Here is a 16,277-nt window from a genome sequence, read left to right as displayed (position 1 = left end):
TATAACTTTTATACTTTATTTTAATGCGTTTTGTACCTCTTCAGTAATTTTATCCCCACCTAATTCATTCCATTCATCAACCATCTTATCCCATTCACTAACAGGTGCATTATTAGTTATTATCTTAGTCATAGTTTCTTCAGCAAGTTTCTTGTAAATTGGTAGATATGATAACATTGAATCTGTTGGCAAAGCCCACCATACATTTTTCTTAAGCATAGCTGGTTTATTAAGACCAAATGTTAAATACCAAGCATGACCTTCTTCAGGATAATATGCATTCCAAAATCTCCATAACTCAGGATCTTTTGTATCAATATACTCCATAACTTTATCATAATTATCAACCATATATTTATCTATATTAGTCTTATCTTCTTTCTTTAATGCTTCAAATAAAGTCTCATTTGAAGTTCTTTCATAAGCAGGGTCACATATATTAATAACTAATGGTCCAGCTACAGTAGTATCTCTATAATCAGCATCAAATAATGGACTTTCTGGGTCTGTCATAGCAGTTACGATGTTTAACATTTTAATAATTGCTTCAGGGTGTTTACATTTCTTAGAAATAGCATATCCTGTATTAACTGGTTGGAATGCAAAAATAGGAGCATCAGAACCATCTTTTGTAGGCATATTCATAGCATACCATTCTGCATTAGGATCATTTAGTATAGTTTTGTTGATTGCCCACATAGGAAGTCCTCTAACACCGAAAACCATACCAGCTTTACCACCATTCAAATCTTCCATTACCTTTACTCCATCCATGGTTGGGAAATCTCTGGCAATTGCTCCTTCTTTATATAGGTCTTGAAGTAATTGTAAACCCTCTTTAACTTCTGGTCTTGTTCCATCCCAAACAGCGTTTCCATCATCATCCTTAGAATAGAACAACATGCCATCATACCAAGTACAAGGTTGGACGCCATAGCCGCTAAAGAAACCATATAATCCACCCCAATCCATTATTAGATTGGTTTGTCCCATTATTGTTAATCCATATGTATCATCCTTGCTATTTTTATCAGGATCATTTTTAGTGAATTGTAATGCTACGTTTTTGAAGTCATCCATTGTTTTAGGTATTTCCAAACCAAGATTATCAAGCCAGTCTTTTCTTACAAAAAGAGGGAAGCAATTATTGATAAGTTCAGTTACATTAGTTGGTATAATACATACTTTATCATCAATAGTTACACTATCTAATGCATCTGCTCCAGCTCCTGTTGTCAACCATTCTCTATTTGTTGGTGATAGATAATCAAATACTTTACTTACATCATATACCATATCTCCACGAACTAGTGTAGACATAGGCTGTGCTGATATACCTGGTAAAATGTCTGGAATATCTCCAGAAGCTATTGATGTGTTTAATCTATTGTCAAATTGACTTGCGTCAGCTGACCAAGCTATTTCAACATTAATACCATACTCCTTGAACTTCTTATCCCACATTGAGCCTTCAAAAGGAATTTGGTTAGTTCCTGAAGTTCTTATTGCTACTGTAACAGTAACAGGTTCTTCATACTTACCCAAAGGATCAATTTCTTCTGCTACCTGTTTGTTATCAGTATCTTTCTTGACAGTTTCTTTACCTTCATCCTTTTTACATCCGGCAAATAAAGTAACCATCATGCAAGTAATAAGAACTAGTGAGATTATTTTAGTAAATAACTTTCTACCCATTTTAAAACCCTCCTAATTGTTATATTTTATTTCTTTACAATAAAATTATAACAAGTTATACATAAAATACACAACGAGCATATGTTTACATTAGTTACCCTTTCTTTACTTACTTTTAAAAAAACAATTATCCTCTATAGTCTGTAGGTGTTTTTCCTGTATATTTCCTGAAAACTCTTGTAAAAGATGGTGCTGATTCATATCCAACTTCTATAGCGATATCTTGTATTTTTTCACCTGTTTTCAATAACATATCTTTAGCTTTTAACATTCGCATATCTAATATATAATCGTATAGATTATTTTGTGTATGACTTTTAAATAACCTTGATAAATAAGAAGGATTAAGATTTACCTGCTCTGCAAGAATGATTAGAGAAAGGTCTTTATTCAAATTCTCTAATATATATTTTTGTACTATTGCTATTGCATTATCAGACCAAATATATTCATTTTTGAAATGAGAATCAAATATTAATTGAGATAGATTTTTTATGTATTCAATTGCTTCTTGCCAAGAATTATGTTCATGTACATTGGTTAACTTAGTAAGATTAATCAAAGAATCCAAATCATCGTTCATCTTCCATTCATTAATATACTTTAGAAGAACACAGGATATTCTATAATAAATTTCCAATACATTGGTGTTATTAAAATTATCAATATAGACTACCTTATCTGTCATTTTAGACAGTAGCAAAAAGAAATTATCTTGTTGTCCTAGTTCAAGATATCCTTCTAGTTCATTGATACGATTAAGTTCTTTACAGCATTTTTCAATATTCTCATCATTAGAATTAGTAGATTCTTTTTTATTATACTCTGCTAATGTAATTATGCTTTCATTAAGCTTTCTTGACCTATAGCCCAGCCTTCTTTTTATATTGCTATAGCATTTTGGTATATCTTTGAGATTTATTTGAGATGTTTCATAAACAAATGTAATGGTAATATTGAGATTTTTTCTTATAGTACCTTGAATATATTCTAATAACCCATTTAACTTAACTTGTTGATTTTTTATAGGTGAACTGATGTCTTTCTGCTGAAGCAACCATATTGAGTACTTTTGTTCGGATATGTAATGTACGTTATTATAGTATTTACTAAAATATTTATCACTTATTGTTTTCAAAGAATATATATTCTTATCAAGCTTAGATAAACTAATATATTTTGGCAAATCATCAAATATCCCACCTACCATAATTATCTTTTTATCAACCTCAATAGGTATTTCCAGCTGATCCAACCTTTTTTCAACCTCACTATACGAATCACATATTCCATACAATAGACTCTCAATATAGTTGTTCTGCAATAATGGCAAAGCCTCTCTTATCTGTTTTTGTACTTTTCTCATATCATCAATTTCTCGATAATTTTGTTCAATTTCATCTATAACTTCTCTTATTGTTGATATTATTTTTGATGTTGGTTCTAGTTTTGTCAGATATCTAACATCTCTGTTTTGAATTGATTCATATACGTAATCAAATTCTAATACACCACTTAAAAAAATCACTTTACACTTTGGCCAGCGCTTTTTTATTTCTTCATACATTTGTAATCCATTAATCTTAGGCATCTTTATGTCTGATAGAATAATATCAATCCTTGTCCTATTCAAACATTCTAAGGCTTGAGTTGCATTATAGGAAGTATAAATCTCTAATGGCAGATTCGCTTTAACTTCAAAAATTCTACGAAAATATTCAGCTACATCTATTTCATCATCTACTATAAGTAATCTATACATTAGTTTCCACCTCACTTCCATCAATTGGAATTCTAATAGTTACTTTTAATCCTCCATATTTACTCCTTGAAAGAACCAATCCATATTTCTCCGAATATATTAACTTAAGCCTTTTATGTATATTAATCATTCCTGTTACTTCAATATCTGTTCTATTTAGATTATTTTCCATTTGAATTATTTTATCATCTTCTATTTCTCCATTATCAGATATGATGATATCTAGATAATTATCATTCTTTTCATATATCATTTCTAGAATACCACCATCTTCCATATTTTCTAGAGTATGCTCAAATGCATTTTCTAATATAGGCTGTAAGATTATCTTTGGTACAAGAAGATTTTCAAATACTTTTGGAAGTTCATCAAGCTTAATAGTTAATCTATTAGAAAAACGGGCATGTTGTATCTTGGAATATGTTACAGCATGTTCAACCTCATTCTTTAGAGGTACAATATCTTTTTTATTTCTAGTAATAAACATAAAAAATGAACCAAGCTCACTACAGAATTCAGAAGCAAACTCAATATCCTCAGCTTCAATTCTATTTTTAAGCATTATAAAACTGTTATAAAGAAAATGTGGATTAATCTGAGCCTGCAATTGTTTTAACTCAGATTTTTGCACTAGAATTTTTTGCTTATACACTTGTTCTATGAGATTATGTAATTTGCAACTCATTTTATTAAAACTATCGTAGATATATTTGAATTCGTCCTTTCTATGATGTTCTATGGTCACTACTGATTCTATATGCTCAATTTTATCAAAAGCATCAACAAGTTTTTTTAATGGTTCATGGATAGTATTATAGAGTGATTTTGAAAATATTATTATTAGAAATATAGAAACCATGGCAAATATCCACATAATGATACTATATATATTGAGATCTCCAAATGCTACATTATCAGGTATATATCTAACCAACTTTATATCTTCTACACCTGTATCGGAATAGACTATTAGATATTTTTTACCTTTAATCTTTTCTGTAAGCATATAAGTGTCTTTTACATATCTAGTATTAAGATTAATCTTTTTACCTTGATTATCATCTATGAGTTGTTTTATCCTATAATGTATTTCATTATCACCATTACTCCCCATTAGCATATCTCTGCTATTACTGCATATAAAACCATTGCTTTCTTCATGTATACTCATATTATCTAAGAATTTATTGATGTTGAATGTACTAATAGTTGCAAAAATCAAGAAATTAGGTTGCAGCCCTCGTTTATAATATATCTGGGGGTACTCAGATATTAATAGCAGTTGATTGTTATAGTAAATAATCTGTTTATTATCCATATCTTTATATGTATTGATTAAATTAAAACAGTCTGGTGTAATTTCACCAATAGTATTGGTCCCTATAGTCTTGTCGATTGATGGGATTATTACTTTTATCCCATCAATCAGTTGACTACTTGTTTTGATTGCAGATATCTTATCTCTGACGTGCAAAACAACAAGAGATTTTTCATAACTATTAAAACTCCCAATACCAGTACTAAGTTTGGTTAAATCCCAATCATTAGTAAGTTCATATTGTAAAGTAATTATTCTTTTGAGTTCATTATTAAGATTATAAGAAAAATTTTGATTAGTGACGCATACATTCTGTATAATCTCATCCCGCACTTTATTGATCCCCCAATTATAAACACTATAACCTATTAAAAAAAGTGTTAATATAATAAAGAAGAAAACAGTACATAGTTTAATAAATATAGATCTCCTAAAATGAATTCTCTCCATATTTTACACTTCCTTTTATTAGCTACTGTTTAACCGGCTCAATTAAAATCCCATGCTGTGCCTCTAAACTCAATTTTAATAATTTATCTTTAACTGGTACTGTATTAATCAAAGAAATTAGTCCATCACTAGTAATTTTGCTTATACTCACTTTCTCTACACTTTTCCAACTTTCAGGTAATCGCCATTGTTTATTTTTATACCCCTCAGCACTGTAAGCCATTATCTCTTTATTGGTTGTCCAATATGTTTCCATAAAGATATTGGTATCATCTTTTATTACCCTATCTCCACAAACAATTTGTTTCTCATTTTCTTTAACAACCACTTCATTAGTATAATAAGCTAATCTATTAGGCATTAATCCCTTTACCTCTAATCTCTCCAATTGATTCAAAAAATACCAAGGTGTTACTTCTAAACAAAATGCTTTAATAAAATCATTTTCCCAATTAGGTTGTATAACTGTAAGATCGCTTTGATTAATTAGCAAGCCTTCTCCATGAATACTTTCACCAAATAGATTACCAAGTTTTTCATCATAATCTTTCAAATCCCTATTGATTCTACCACCTGTTAATAGTGTTGCTGGTCTTTCCAAATAATCTTGGACATTTTGATTAATATGCCATACCATAGGTACTAAACCAATTAAATCATCAATACCCTTTTCCCTGTATATGAATTCACTTGTCACATCAATTCCTTTATCTCTCCAGTATCTAATAATCTTTCTTCTATAAATCTGTTCCTCATCTAATGAGATGTCATGTCCTTTGCTTTCTCTAGCAAAGAAAGCATCTATATGCACTGTACCAGCTCTTTTAATAGGTAGCATTTTTAATAAATCATCAATTCGTTTAACCGCATATCCACTTTCCCATTCATTTTTATAACAAACCTGATATGAATCTTTATGGTTCCATGTACCAATTTTCAATAATGAACCATCTTCATTCTTAGATATCAAATCATTTTCAACATATGTATCCCATAATGGACTATCTTTGTATGCATCTGTCATATTAATATGTAAACTTACCGTAGTATTATACTTTAAAGCTTCATTCATCAGCCATTTTAGACTATCCAATGAAGTATCGTCTTCTTCCCTTTTCAAGTCTTCATTTACTTGTGACCAAGATGGATATTTGTCATCATGACCTTGAAACTGCCACCCTACAAGATAAATTATTTTATCTATTCCTCTAGTAATAAAATCTATTTTTTTAATTATTTCTAAGACTTCATCAAATTTACAAGCTACAATACTATTTCCTTTATTATCTGGTATAGAGCAAAATAATTTCATTGTCACCGTTTTTGAATAGTCATGAATATAAGGTCTTTCAGGTTTGTTGGTTATCTTCCAATCGTAATAATCACCAGATATATTTTTCCAATCATTTTTATTCATAATAAACCTCCTCTTATATTTTAAGTTTGATTTTACTTTCTCTATTTAATGATATATCCCTCCTAACCTAAAGTTATTATAATAAAATTTATTACTCTCCCATAAAACTAAATAAAAAAGACATAACACTTGAAATTTATTTCACTTACAAGAAAATTGTTATGTCTTTCGTTATTATTTTATCTAAGAATTTTTAATTATGACACTTGTGCTATATGAATGTTGTACAATAATATCATTATTGCATAATGTATTATTGCAAAATTAATTGTTTAATCATTCTGAGAGAAATAACAACTAAACGTTTTACTTTATTTATAATAACATTTAATGCATATTTAGTCAATATTAGATATTTTTATTGTAAAATACTAATTATTATAGTGGAATATGCTATATTTAGTCTGAATATATTATTATGTAATTACTATAGTACAGAAGATTATCATTACAAGAGTGATATTTTACACAAAATCTTGCTTTATGATTTGATTTGACCACAAACAAAACGTTTAACCATTAAATCATTATAATATCTCATTTAAAACAGTAAATATCCTATATTTATATTTTTAATAAAAATATAGGATACACTTGTCATACCCATATTACATAAATACTCTATATTAGTTTAACTGATTAATTGATATTTTCTCCTATAATTTTTTCAGCTGCTTTACTTAAGTCAGTTAATGGGGCTTTACAGGAGTAATTTTCACATACATATATTGTATTCTTATTATTTATTTTTATTTTATCTTTTATGCCAGGATTTATTTTTGTAATGTCTTCACTACCATCATTAATCATAATTGTTAAATAACTATCATATTTATCATTTATTCTATTAATAAAATCCTTGACTTCATTATCGTTATAACTTCCACATATTACTATATCTTTACTGCTTTTTGCTAGTATCATAACCACTTGCAATATGAAAGTATAATATCTGGGATAACTATTTATTTGAGCTGAAAAAACTTCAATAATCTTATTTGCTTTTTCTTCTAGGGATAAATCTCCAGTCAATCTGCTTAACTTTAATAAACAATAAGCAGCTACAGAATTACCAGAAGGTATGGCACCATCATATATCTCTTTTGGTCTTGATATTAATTTTTCACTTTTAGTACTATACAAGAAAAATGCACCTTCTATATTGTCCCAGAAGTTATTTATCATATAATCTTTTAATTCAAGCGCCCACTTCAAGTAAAATATATCAAAAGTAGTTTCATACAATTCTATTAAACCCCAAATAATGAAAGCATAATCGTCTAGAAATCCATCATTTTTTCTTTCTCCATCTCTATATCTTACATATAGGCCTCTATCTTCTTTTCTTAGATTATGGTATATAAAATCAGCAGTTTTTTTAGCATATGCAATATAATTATTATTTTTCAGATAGCGACCTGAGTTTGCTAATGCAGCTATAATAAGTCCATTCCAAGAAGTTAATATTTTATCATCTCTGTGAGGTCTAACTCTTCTATTTCTATACTCAAATAATTTTAGTTTACATTCATTTATTAATTTACTGTGTTCAGTTACCATAGATAATTCTGTATCAATTAAATTTAAGATGTTTTTATTTTCAAAGTTACCTTGCTCAGTTACATTAAATATATTACAAAATCTTTCACCATCTTTTATTCCAAGTACATCTAATATTTCTCTTTTGCTAAAAATATAAAACTTTCCTTCTTCCCCTTCAGAATCCGCATCTTCTGCTGAATAAAATCCTCCATCTATATCCAACATGTCTCTGGTCAGATAATTGATTGTTTCATCAGCTACAATTTTAAAAGCTTCTCTCTTGGTACACATATATCCTGATGTATATGCCATTATAAGTAAAGCATTATCATATAGCATTTTTTCAAAATGAGGTACTAACCATTCTCTGTCAGTTGAATACCTGGAAAATCCACTACCAAGGTGATCATATATTCCACCTCTATACATACCCTCTAGTGTTTTTACACACATATTTAACGCATGCTCATCTTTATATAACGTATATTTTTTTAGTAAATAAAATAAATTGTGAGGTGTAGGGAATTTAGGCGGATTATTAAATCCTCCATATCTCAAATCGAAACCTTCCATTAGTTCTTCATAAGCTGAATCTATTGTATCTTGATTTATTTCAACCTGTTTATCAGTTTTTACTAAATTAATATGACGTAATATTTCATCACTCTTATTTATTAATTCTTGCTTATTGTCACTCCATATTTTTATGATATTATTAAGCAAATCAATAAAACCTACTCTTCCATACATTGAATGCTTTGGAAAATATGTTCCTGCGTAGAACGGTTTTTGTTCAGGTGTAATAAATATACTCAAAGGCCATCCACCGCTTCCAGTCAGTTTTTGACAAACATCCATATATACAGAGTCAATATCAGGTCTTTCTTCTCTATCTACTTTAATTGATATAAAATTATTATTTAATATATTAGCCACTTCAGTATCCTCGAATGACTCTCTTTCCATTACATGACACCAATGGCACGTACTATAACCTATACTAAGAAATATGGGTTTATCTTCCTTCTGTGCTTTTTTTATAGCTTCTTCTCCCCATGGATACCAATCTACTGGATTCATTTTATGCTGCAATAGATATGGAGATTTTTCATTAGCTAATCTATTTGGCTTATTAAACATACTTTCTGACATGTTTTCACCTTCCTAATTGTTATCTTAGTATAGTTTACCACTGGTAAAGTTGGTATATTCATATTTCAGAAGGATTAAATTATAATTTTTCAATTGACATCTGAAGAATCATACATTAATATTGTGTCCAAGAAAAAAATCTAAAGGAAGTTCTAGAGAACTTCTTCATGATTATGGATACTCAGAGCTCCATTTTATTGACTTGATAGGCAAATTAGATAAATAAAGCTTTAATCTTTATCATAATCTGAAAGAGCAAATCCTAACTAACTGGATTTGCTCTTAGTCTACTTATGATTCTCTGCTTTCTTTTTACGGAATAATGATAATCCCCCGAAACCACTTATAACAGCAATATAAAAACCAAAATCATACCACCAACCTGTATTCATCACTTCATAGATTTGTACATTCTCCTTGAATAATCCAACTATTAATGATATAGGTGCTATCCATCCATGCCAAATACCCCAAAAAAAGCCAGCTGGGTCAGATACTGTGTATTTCGGATCACCAGGCATACAACCAGTCATTAAACATAGTAACATAATTATCATTATGCTCAATAACATTATTTTTTTTTTCATAATTACCATCATCCTTTTCGTTATTTTATTTGAATGCAGCTTATAGTAACAATAAAAAATCTAGTATATTTTTGTGTATAGATATTAATCTTAATAAATATTATATCAAATCTAGAAAAATATTACAAAATTTTTATTCAATTTCAAGATAAAATTATAGTCACTTCAAATAATACTTGCTAACAATAATATTTCTTCATTATTTTCATATATCATATCAAATTGTTCAATAGGGAGAGGATTTTTACCTTTGCCCACTTCTACAGTATAACCTGGTTTTCTAAAATCCAAAATGTACCAATCCTTATAACCCGCTAAACTCTGGCTTAAATCTTCTGAAGCTAACTCATATCCACTTGCTTTAGCAAATGTTTCTCCAATATACAAGCTTATCTCTGGCTGAAGATCTTTATAATTCCAAAAAATCACTTGACCTTGGGTATGATATGCTAATACTAATCTAGTATCAATACTTCTAGTTAAATTAGCCATGGCTAAAGATTCTGGTTCTGATTCAGGTTTAGTTCCACCATATAAAAAAGGACCAGGACCGATAACACCAAATTCTTTTTCTAATTGTTTATATTCCTTCCATCCAGCATCATAATTTCTGTTGAGATCAACACCATTAATATTAGATTTCCAATCATTGAAATCTTCACTGCCAAGATTCCATTTAATTAGTTGATCCTTATTGGAATTTATATTATCTACTCCGTCAATAACTAATTCTACTCCATCTGGGTTAACCATTGGTACAATATCAATTGTAGCATAATTCCAGATTTGTTCTGTATCATAGCCCCTTATAGAACCTTTTCTAGAATAAACTTCCGAAAAAACTTCTATCCATTTCATAAGTAATGGTGTTGTAATCCATTCATTAGCATGGTGAGCACCATTATATATGACATGGTTATTACCATTACCTATTCTTATTCTATATATCTGTCTACCATCCACACTATTACCGATGCTATCAAATCTCAAAAATGGATATCTTTTACTTAAGCCCAATATATTATTTTCCAACACACTATAAGTGTAGGGAATATTAGTAGGTACAATCTGATAATTCAGTGGTACAATAATGCTAGTTCCAATAGTTAAATCAAAAGGATTCACATTTGGATTGGCTGTAATAATTCGCCATACTAATGTATTATATCTTCTTGCAATATCATATAATGAATCTCCGCTTTCTATAGTATGAAGTACATATCCTATTAAATATTCATCTATTTTACTTAAAGTTGATTCGTTTAATTCACCTGTTATTTTTAAATTATTATTTTTTTGGAAATTTTTTATAGCATCTATTGTATAATTTTCTATAAAACCATCAATACTATAATTATAATAACCAAATTTATTTAATAAGCCTTGAATTTCTCTTATTTTAGACTTTGAAATATTGTCCAATTTTATCACCTAAAAATATTATTTTTATTTATCTTATTGTTGCTTTAAGATAAATGTACCTTGTACCAAAATTTTACTAGTTATTTTTTAAAAAATTACAGAAACTAATAGTAAGATTAAACCTTAGAAAAAGATATATATTTTTTTAGGTTAATCATAAATTCACATGTTAAGGAGGATGTTTATGAATACTAGAGGTATTGATATAGTTGCTCTCATTTTAGTAATCATCGGCGCTATCAACTGGGGTCTAATCGGCTTTTTTGAGTTTGATTTAGTTGCTGCAATATTTGGAGGAATGTATACAATAGCAAGTAGGATAGTTTATGCATTAGTTGGTATTGCTGGTATATATTCGTTAACTTTCTTTGGAAGAATTAGAGGAGAGATGTAATATTATTATAGAGATTATTTTACAATAATCTCTATTTTTTGTATATTTCACTCTATAGCAAGCTGTCTTCATCTCATGAAATCCATTTTTAAGTAAATATAATATATAGTATTTAATGATATTATATTACTATAGATATCGTATTATTACAATTATTTTTTTATAAATTACTATAATTATCTTTATTTGTTTTAAATAATGAATTAATGCCTATTATTTTTATATACTTAGATATTTTTCGAATTTATATAAATATTATTAAGTAATTTTCTAATAATATTTTCTTAATTTAAATTAAGAATCTTATTGTAAATAATTCTAGAAAGTTATATAATAAAAGAGTAAAGTTATAATTTTTAAAGAATTTAATAGTATAGTTCTTTAAAATTTATCTTCTAATTGATATGATAACTATTTTCAATTTAATACTAATATATTAGTACATAATACAATATATAGATTAACTATAAGGTTAGTCAATGTATTTTGTAAATACTATCAATTAGGAGCAATAATTAAATAGGAGGAGATTGCTATGATAAGATTAATTGCAGGTGATACTGGGGAAGGTAAGACTAAAGATTTAATTAAGATGGCAAATGATGCAATAAAAACCGCTAAAGGTCACATAGTTTATCTAGATGGCGACAGTAGTCATATTTACGATTTACACCATAACATACGATATATTAACGTTTCCGAGTTTCCTATTAATGATTATAAAGAATTTTTTGGGTTTATGTGTGGTATACTTTCTGAAGATAGTGATATTGAACAAATATATGTAGATGGTCTATTAAGAATGGCTCATTTACCTATAGAAAATAGTAATACAAAAGAATTGATTAGTAAATTAAAAACCGTTTCTGATAATTACAAAGTACGATTTATTATTAGTGTTAACTGTGATACAACTGGACTGCCAGTTGCTTTAAAAGAATATTTAGTTGCTTAAAGTAGAATATTAGCCACCTTTTCAGGTGGCTTTATTAGTTGTTATTATTAAAATGTAAATAATTCTACATTAATAGAAGGAGTATGATACTCCTTCTATTTTATGATCTTATTACACTTCGCCATTCTAAATCTCCACGTTCTAATGCCTTAATCAATAACTCAGCTGTAGCTAAATTAGTCGCAATTGGTATATTATGAATATCACATAATCTAATAACTGACGCAGGGTCAGGTTCATGCTGCTTTTGTGATAATGGATCTCTTAAAAATATTACCATATCAATTTGATTGTGTGCGATTTGGGCACCTAACTGCTGTTGCCCACCTAAATGTCCTGCTAAATATTTATGGATGGATAAATTAGTTACTTCTTCTATTAATCTACCTGTTGTTCCTGTAGCGTATAATTCATGCCTATTTAAAATATTACGATAAGCAATACAAAAATTTTGTATTAATTTCTTTTTATTATCATGTGCAATTAAACCAACATTCATAAGCTTACCCCCTTTTTAGTAGTAAGTTGTCTTTCTATGCAAACTTATATTAAGTATTACACCAATTCCTATCATATTTGACATTAATGAGCTTAAACCGTAACTAATGAACGGTAGTGGTATACCTGTATTAGGTATCAATCCTGTAGTTACTCCAACATTTACAAATGTTTGAAATGATATTATAGCTACAAATCCACTTATAATAAGCATACCAAATAAATCAATAGAATCTTTAGCAATCCATAAACATTTTATAATTAATAATAGAAGTAATAATAAAACTACACTACAACCAATAAATCCAGCCTCTTCACCTATTACTGAAAAAATAAAATCTGTTTGTGGCTCAGGTAAATAGTTATATTTATTAATAGTTCCTTTATACCATCCTTTTCCATTAAGTTGTCCAGATCCAATTGCTTGAATAGAGTTATCAGTTTGCATTGTATCATATTTCTCTGGATACAAAAAACTTAATACACGCTCAACTTGATGGTCACTAAAAACAGTGTCAGGCTGTTGAATATACCACAAGGTACCGAAAAACAATGGAACAGCTATGGCTAAAGCAATTAATACATATTTATAACTAATACCTGCTACAAATAGCAAAACAACCAATATAACTAATAAAACTAAAGATGTTGACAAATCAGGTTGTTTATAAATCAATAATGTAGGTATTATAACTAGTATTCCAAGTTTTATCAAAAATAATAAATTATTAATTTTTTCTTTATTTTTATCAATATACTTGGCTAGGAATATAACCATCATAATTTTTGATAGCTCAGAAGGCTGTAATTGTATCCCTGCAATAACAATCCATCTTACAGCACCTTTTACTTTTACTCCAAGAAAAAGAACTGCTATTAATAGTATAATATTAAATGCATAAATAAGCCAGTAAAATTTTCCTATAAAATGATAATCAATTAAAGAAATAATAATCATTAATACAAAAGTAACAATAAAACCAAATAGTTGTTTATTTCTAACGTATGTAGATCCATTACTATTTATCTGAGTAGCACTACCAATTGCTATTATGCCAAAAGAAACAAGAGCAATGACTATTAATATTAGGAAAATATCATATTTTTTAAAATTATAATTTCGAAACATCTTTGCACTTCTTTCTATATATTGAACTTAACGTCTATATACTCATTTCATTAAGTTCATTATACTTTCCTTGATTTTATAAGCAATTAAGCTTTCTTCTTCATTTTTTTTATTGGTATATTAGCATATAATGCTGGTACTATAGCATCACTAATTTCTGATTTAGTGTTACCCATTTTTATGTCCAAGCCATCTTCATCAATTTCCATGTATTTGCTTATAACATTTATAATATCAGTTTTCACCATTTCTAGTAATTCTGGAGAACAATTAGCTCTATCATGTATAAGGACAAGCTTTAATCTGTCTTTAGCTACTCTTTTGGATGTTCTTTTACTTAATAATGGCACTTGTACCCCTCCTTAGTTACCAAATTTAATCATATTTTTAAGCTTACTAAATAATCCACCTTCATTATTAAAATTAAGTAATGGAATATCTTCGCCTAAAACTCTTTTTGTTATATTAGCATATGCTTTTCCAGAAATCATATTTCTATTACCAACAATAGGCTCACCATTATTAGTTGATATAACTATATTTTGATCATCTGGAATAGCTCCTAATAAATCAATTGCTAGTATTTCAACAACATCATCAACTGACATCATGTCACCTTTTTTAACCATGTCAGTTCTTATTCTATTAATTATTAACTGTGGGCTTCTAAGTTCATTAGCTTCTAGTAATCCAATTATTCTATCAGCATCACGAATAGCAGATATCTCAGGAGTTGTCACAACTACTGCTCTATCAGCACCAGCAATAGCATTTTTGAATCCTTGCTCAATACCAGCTGGACAATCTAGAATAATATAATCAAATTCTTCTTTCAAAGTCTCACATAACTTAAGCATTTGTTCTGGAGTAACAGCATTTTTATCTCTTGTCTGAGCAGCTGGGAGTAAGTATAAATTGGAATATCGTTTATCCTTTATTAATGCTTGTCTAAGTCTACAGTTACCCTCTATTACATCTATTAAATTATACACTATCCTATTTTCTAATCCCATTACAACATCTAAATTTCTTAGTCCTATATCTGCATCAATCAAACATACTTTTTTATTCTCCATAGCAAGACCAGCACCCAGATTAGCTGTAGTCGTTGTTTTTCCAACTCCACCTTTACCAGATGTTACAACAATTACTTCACTCATTAGAAAATCTCCCCTTTTTATTATTTTTTGCCACTTCATTATTGTAGTATTCAAGTTCCTTATAAATATTATTATTTAATGCCTCAATACATATCCTACCATCTGTGACATATGCTATTTCAGCAGATGAAGTATCCATGGTTATTTCTTTATTATCTGGAGATCTTCCCATTATATCACCTATTTTTAATTGCATAGGCTTCATTGACAATGCAACCACAAAAGGATGTTTACCATCCAGTTCCTTTACATAAACTGTACCCTTTAAAGTACCCAAAACAATTACGTTACCTCTTGCAGTCACTTTTGCACCTGGATTCACATCTCCCATAATTATGACACTATGTTCCACATTCAATTGCTGCCCTGAACGTAATGTGCCTTTATGAAATGCTGCCATAGGATCACCCATCGTGTTACCCATTGGGTTACCCATCCCTAATATATCATTTTTATCTACTTCATTCTTTTTGGCTGCTACTTTTTTATTAGATGAATCAGATTCATCCACAATACATGTAACTTCCATGTCAGAGAAAGTAGTAATAATATCAACTAATTCCTTTTGTTCCTTATCAGAAAGGTCTCTTCCAGTAAAAGTAATGGCTACTTTGGCATTTTTAAAGAATTTCTTAGCATCAATTATCTTTTTTTCTAATGTTTGCTTCAAAATCTTAAATGTCACATTCTCATCTAATATAATAGTAAGCCCATATTTATTACCTTTAATCAGTATACAATCGCTCATTATGAGCATCCTCCTAACCAATAAAAGTTATTCAAAATCTTTTGACTT

The 16,277-nt window shown here is 28.7% G+C and carries 14 protein-coding genes; 2 read left to right on the top strand and 12 right to left on the bottom strand.

Annotated features, from left to right (window positions below):
• Nucleotides 1-15: 15 nt before the first annotated feature.
• From AACQ14_RS21425 to AACQ14_RS21395, 7 genes are all read right to left on the bottom strand, one after another.
• Complete coding sequence (locus AACQ14_RS21425) at nucleotides 16-1,695, bottom strand: extracellular solute-binding protein (protein WP_339365614.1); 1,680 nt, start codon at nucleotides 1,693-1,695, stop codon at nucleotides 16-18.
• 127 nt (nucleotides 1,696-1,822) lie between these two features.
• Nucleotides 1,823-3,457: a response regulator transcription factor gene (locus AACQ14_RS21420; protein WP_339365613.1), complete on the bottom strand. Its 1,635-nt coding sequence runs from the start codon at nucleotides 3,455-3,457 to the stop codon at nucleotides 1,823-1,825.
• On the bottom strand, nucleotides 3,450-5,108 hold the full coding sequence (locus tag AACQ14_RS21415; RefSeq protein ID WP_339365612.1) for a sensor histidine kinase: 1,659 nt from the start codon (nucleotides 5,106-5,108) through the stop codon (nucleotides 3,450-3,452). Before AACQ14_RS21415 ends, AACQ14_RS21420 begins: the two co-directional genes overlap by 8 nt.
• A 139-nt stretch (nucleotides 5,109-5,247) precedes the next feature.
• The gene (locus tag AACQ14_RS21410; protein ID WP_339365611.1) at nucleotides 5,248-6,642 is read right to left on the bottom strand and encodes an endo-alpha-N-acetylgalactosaminidase family protein; all 1,395 of its coding nucleotides are present in this window, start codon (nucleotides 6,640-6,642) and stop codon (nucleotides 5,248-5,250) included.
• A 639-nt stretch (nucleotides 6,643-7,281) separates the two neighbouring features.
• Nucleotides 7,282-9,336, bottom strand: coding sequence for a thioredoxin domain-containing protein (locus AACQ14_RS21405; protein WP_339365610.1), 2,055 nt, complete (start codon nucleotides 9,334-9,336; stop codon nucleotides 7,282-7,284).
• A gap of 287 nt (nucleotides 9,337-9,623) precedes the next feature.
• The gene (locus tag AACQ14_RS21400; protein WP_339365609.1) at nucleotides 9,624-9,923 is read right to left on the bottom strand and encodes a hypothetical protein; all 300 of its coding nucleotides are present in this window, start codon (nucleotides 9,921-9,923) and stop codon (nucleotides 9,624-9,626) included.
• A 165-nt stretch (nucleotides 9,924-10,088) separates the two neighbouring features.
• A complete protein-coding gene (locus tag AACQ14_RS21395) occupies nucleotides 10,089-11,345 on the bottom strand; it encodes a M14 family metallopeptidase (protein WP_339365608.1) in 1,257 nt (418 codons plus the stop codon).
• A gap of 184 nt (nucleotides 11,346-11,529) precedes the next feature.
• On the opposite strand from AACQ14_RS21395, the gene AACQ14_RS21390 reads away from it, so the two are divergent.
• Both AACQ14_RS21390 and AACQ14_RS21385 read left to right on the top strand, forming a co-directional pair.
• Nucleotides 11,530-11,739, top strand: a complete 210-nt coding sequence (locus tag AACQ14_RS21390) for a DUF378 domain-containing protein (RefSeq protein ID WP_113675085.1) — start codon at nucleotides 11,530-11,532, stop codon at nucleotides 11,737-11,739.
• A gap of 535 nt (nucleotides 11,740-12,274) precedes the next feature.
• Nucleotides 12,275-12,694 (top strand): twitching motility protein PilT, encoded by a 420-nt coding sequence (locus AACQ14_RS21385; RefSeq protein WP_339365607.1) that lies wholly within the window; start codon nucleotides 12,275-12,277, stop codon nucleotides 12,692-12,694.
• Between the two features lie 100 nt (nucleotides 12,695-12,794).
• On the opposite strand, the gene mgsA is transcribed toward AACQ14_RS21385, so the two are convergent.
• The 5 genes from mgsA to AACQ14_RS21360 all read right to left on the bottom strand — a co-directional run bounded on the left by mgsA (nucleotide 12,795) and on the right by AACQ14_RS21360 (nucleotide 16,229).
• The gene (gene mgsA / locus AACQ14_RS21380) at nucleotides 12,795-13,193 is read right to left on the bottom strand and encodes a methylglyoxal synthase (RefSeq protein WP_339365606.1); all 399 of its coding nucleotides are present in this window, start codon (nucleotides 13,191-13,193) and stop codon (nucleotides 12,795-12,797) included.
• A gap of 15 nt (nucleotides 13,194-13,208) precedes the next feature.
• Nucleotides 13,209-14,321 carry a rod shape-determining protein RodA gene (rodA, locus tag AACQ14_RS21375; RefSeq protein WP_339365605.1) on the bottom strand — a complete coding sequence of 371 codons (1,113 nt, stop codon included), beginning with the start codon at nucleotides 14,319-14,321 and terminating at the stop codon, nucleotides 13,209-13,211.
• Nucleotides 14,322-14,407: 86 nt separating this feature from the next.
• Nucleotides 14,408-14,671 (bottom strand): cell division topological specificity factor MinE, encoded by a 264-nt coding sequence (gene minE / locus AACQ14_RS21370; protein ID WP_339365604.1) that lies wholly within the window; start codon nucleotides 14,669-14,671, stop codon nucleotides 14,408-14,410.
• Nucleotides 14,672-14,683: 12 nt separating this feature from the next.
• Complete coding sequence (minD, locus tag AACQ14_RS21365) at nucleotides 14,684-15,481, bottom strand: septum site-determining protein MinD (protein WP_339365603.1); 798 nt, start codon at nucleotides 15,479-15,481, stop codon at nucleotides 14,684-14,686.
• Entirely contained in the window at nucleotides 15,474-16,229 is a 756-nt protein-coding gene (locus AACQ14_RS21360) for a septum site-determining protein MinC (RefSeq protein ID WP_339365602.1), read from the bottom strand. The genes minD and AACQ14_RS21360 overlap by 8 nt, the downstream gene beginning before the upstream one ends.
• Nucleotides 16,230-16,277 lie beyond the last annotated feature (48 nt).

Source organism: Vallitalea maricola (genome assembly GCF_036985595.1).
In the GTDB taxonomy this organism is placed as follows: Bacteria; Bacillota; Clostridia; order Lachnospirales; family Vallitaleaceae; genus Vallitalea; species Vallitalea maricola.
The sequence above is the reverse complement of the archived record's forward strand: the minus strand, read 5'-3'. Positions and strand labels throughout refer to the sequence as shown.

Bases quoted from the DNA above. Each gene is read 5' to 3' on its own strand.
- AACQ14_RS21425 (WP_339365614.1), bottom strand. From the start codon at position 1,695: ATGGGTAGAAAGTTATTTACTAAAATAATCTCACTAGTTCTTATTACT.
- AACQ14_RS21420 (WP_339365613.1), bottom strand. From the start codon at position 3,457: ATGTATAGATTACTTATAGTAGATGATGAAATAGATGTAGCTGAATAT.
- AACQ14_RS21410 (WP_339365611.1), bottom strand. From the start codon at position 6,642: ATGAATAAAAATGATTGGAAAAATATATCTGGTGATTATTACGATTGG.
- AACQ14_RS21405 (WP_339365610.1), bottom strand. From the start codon at position 9,336: ATGTCAGAAAGTATGTTTAATAAGCCAAATAGATTAGCTAATGAAAAA.
- AACQ14_RS21400 (WP_339365609.1), bottom strand. From the start codon at position 9,923: ATGAAAAAAAAAATAATGTTATTGAGCATAATGATAATTATGTTACTA.
- AACQ14_RS21390 (WP_113675085.1), top strand. From the start codon at position 11,530: ATGAATACTAGAGGTATTGATATAGTTGCTCTCATTTTAGTAATCATC.
- AACQ14_RS21385 (WP_339365607.1), top strand. From the start codon at position 12,275: ATGATAAGATTAATTGCAGGTGATACTGGGGAAGGTAAGACTAAAGAT.
- mgsA (WP_339365606.1), bottom strand. From the start codon at position 13,193: ATGAATGTTGGTTTAATTGCACATGATAATAAAAAGAAATTAATACAA.
- rodA (WP_339365605.1), bottom strand. From the start codon at position 14,321: ATGTTTCGAAATTATAATTTTAAAAAATATGATATTTTCCTAATATTA.
- minD (WP_339365603.1), bottom strand. From the start codon at position 15,481: ATGAGTGAAGTAATTGTTGTAACATCTGGTAAAGGTGGAGTTGGAAAA.
- AACQ14_RS21360 (WP_339365602.1), bottom strand. From the start codon at position 16,229: ATGAGCGATTGTATACTGATTAAAGGTAATAAATATGGGCTTACTATT.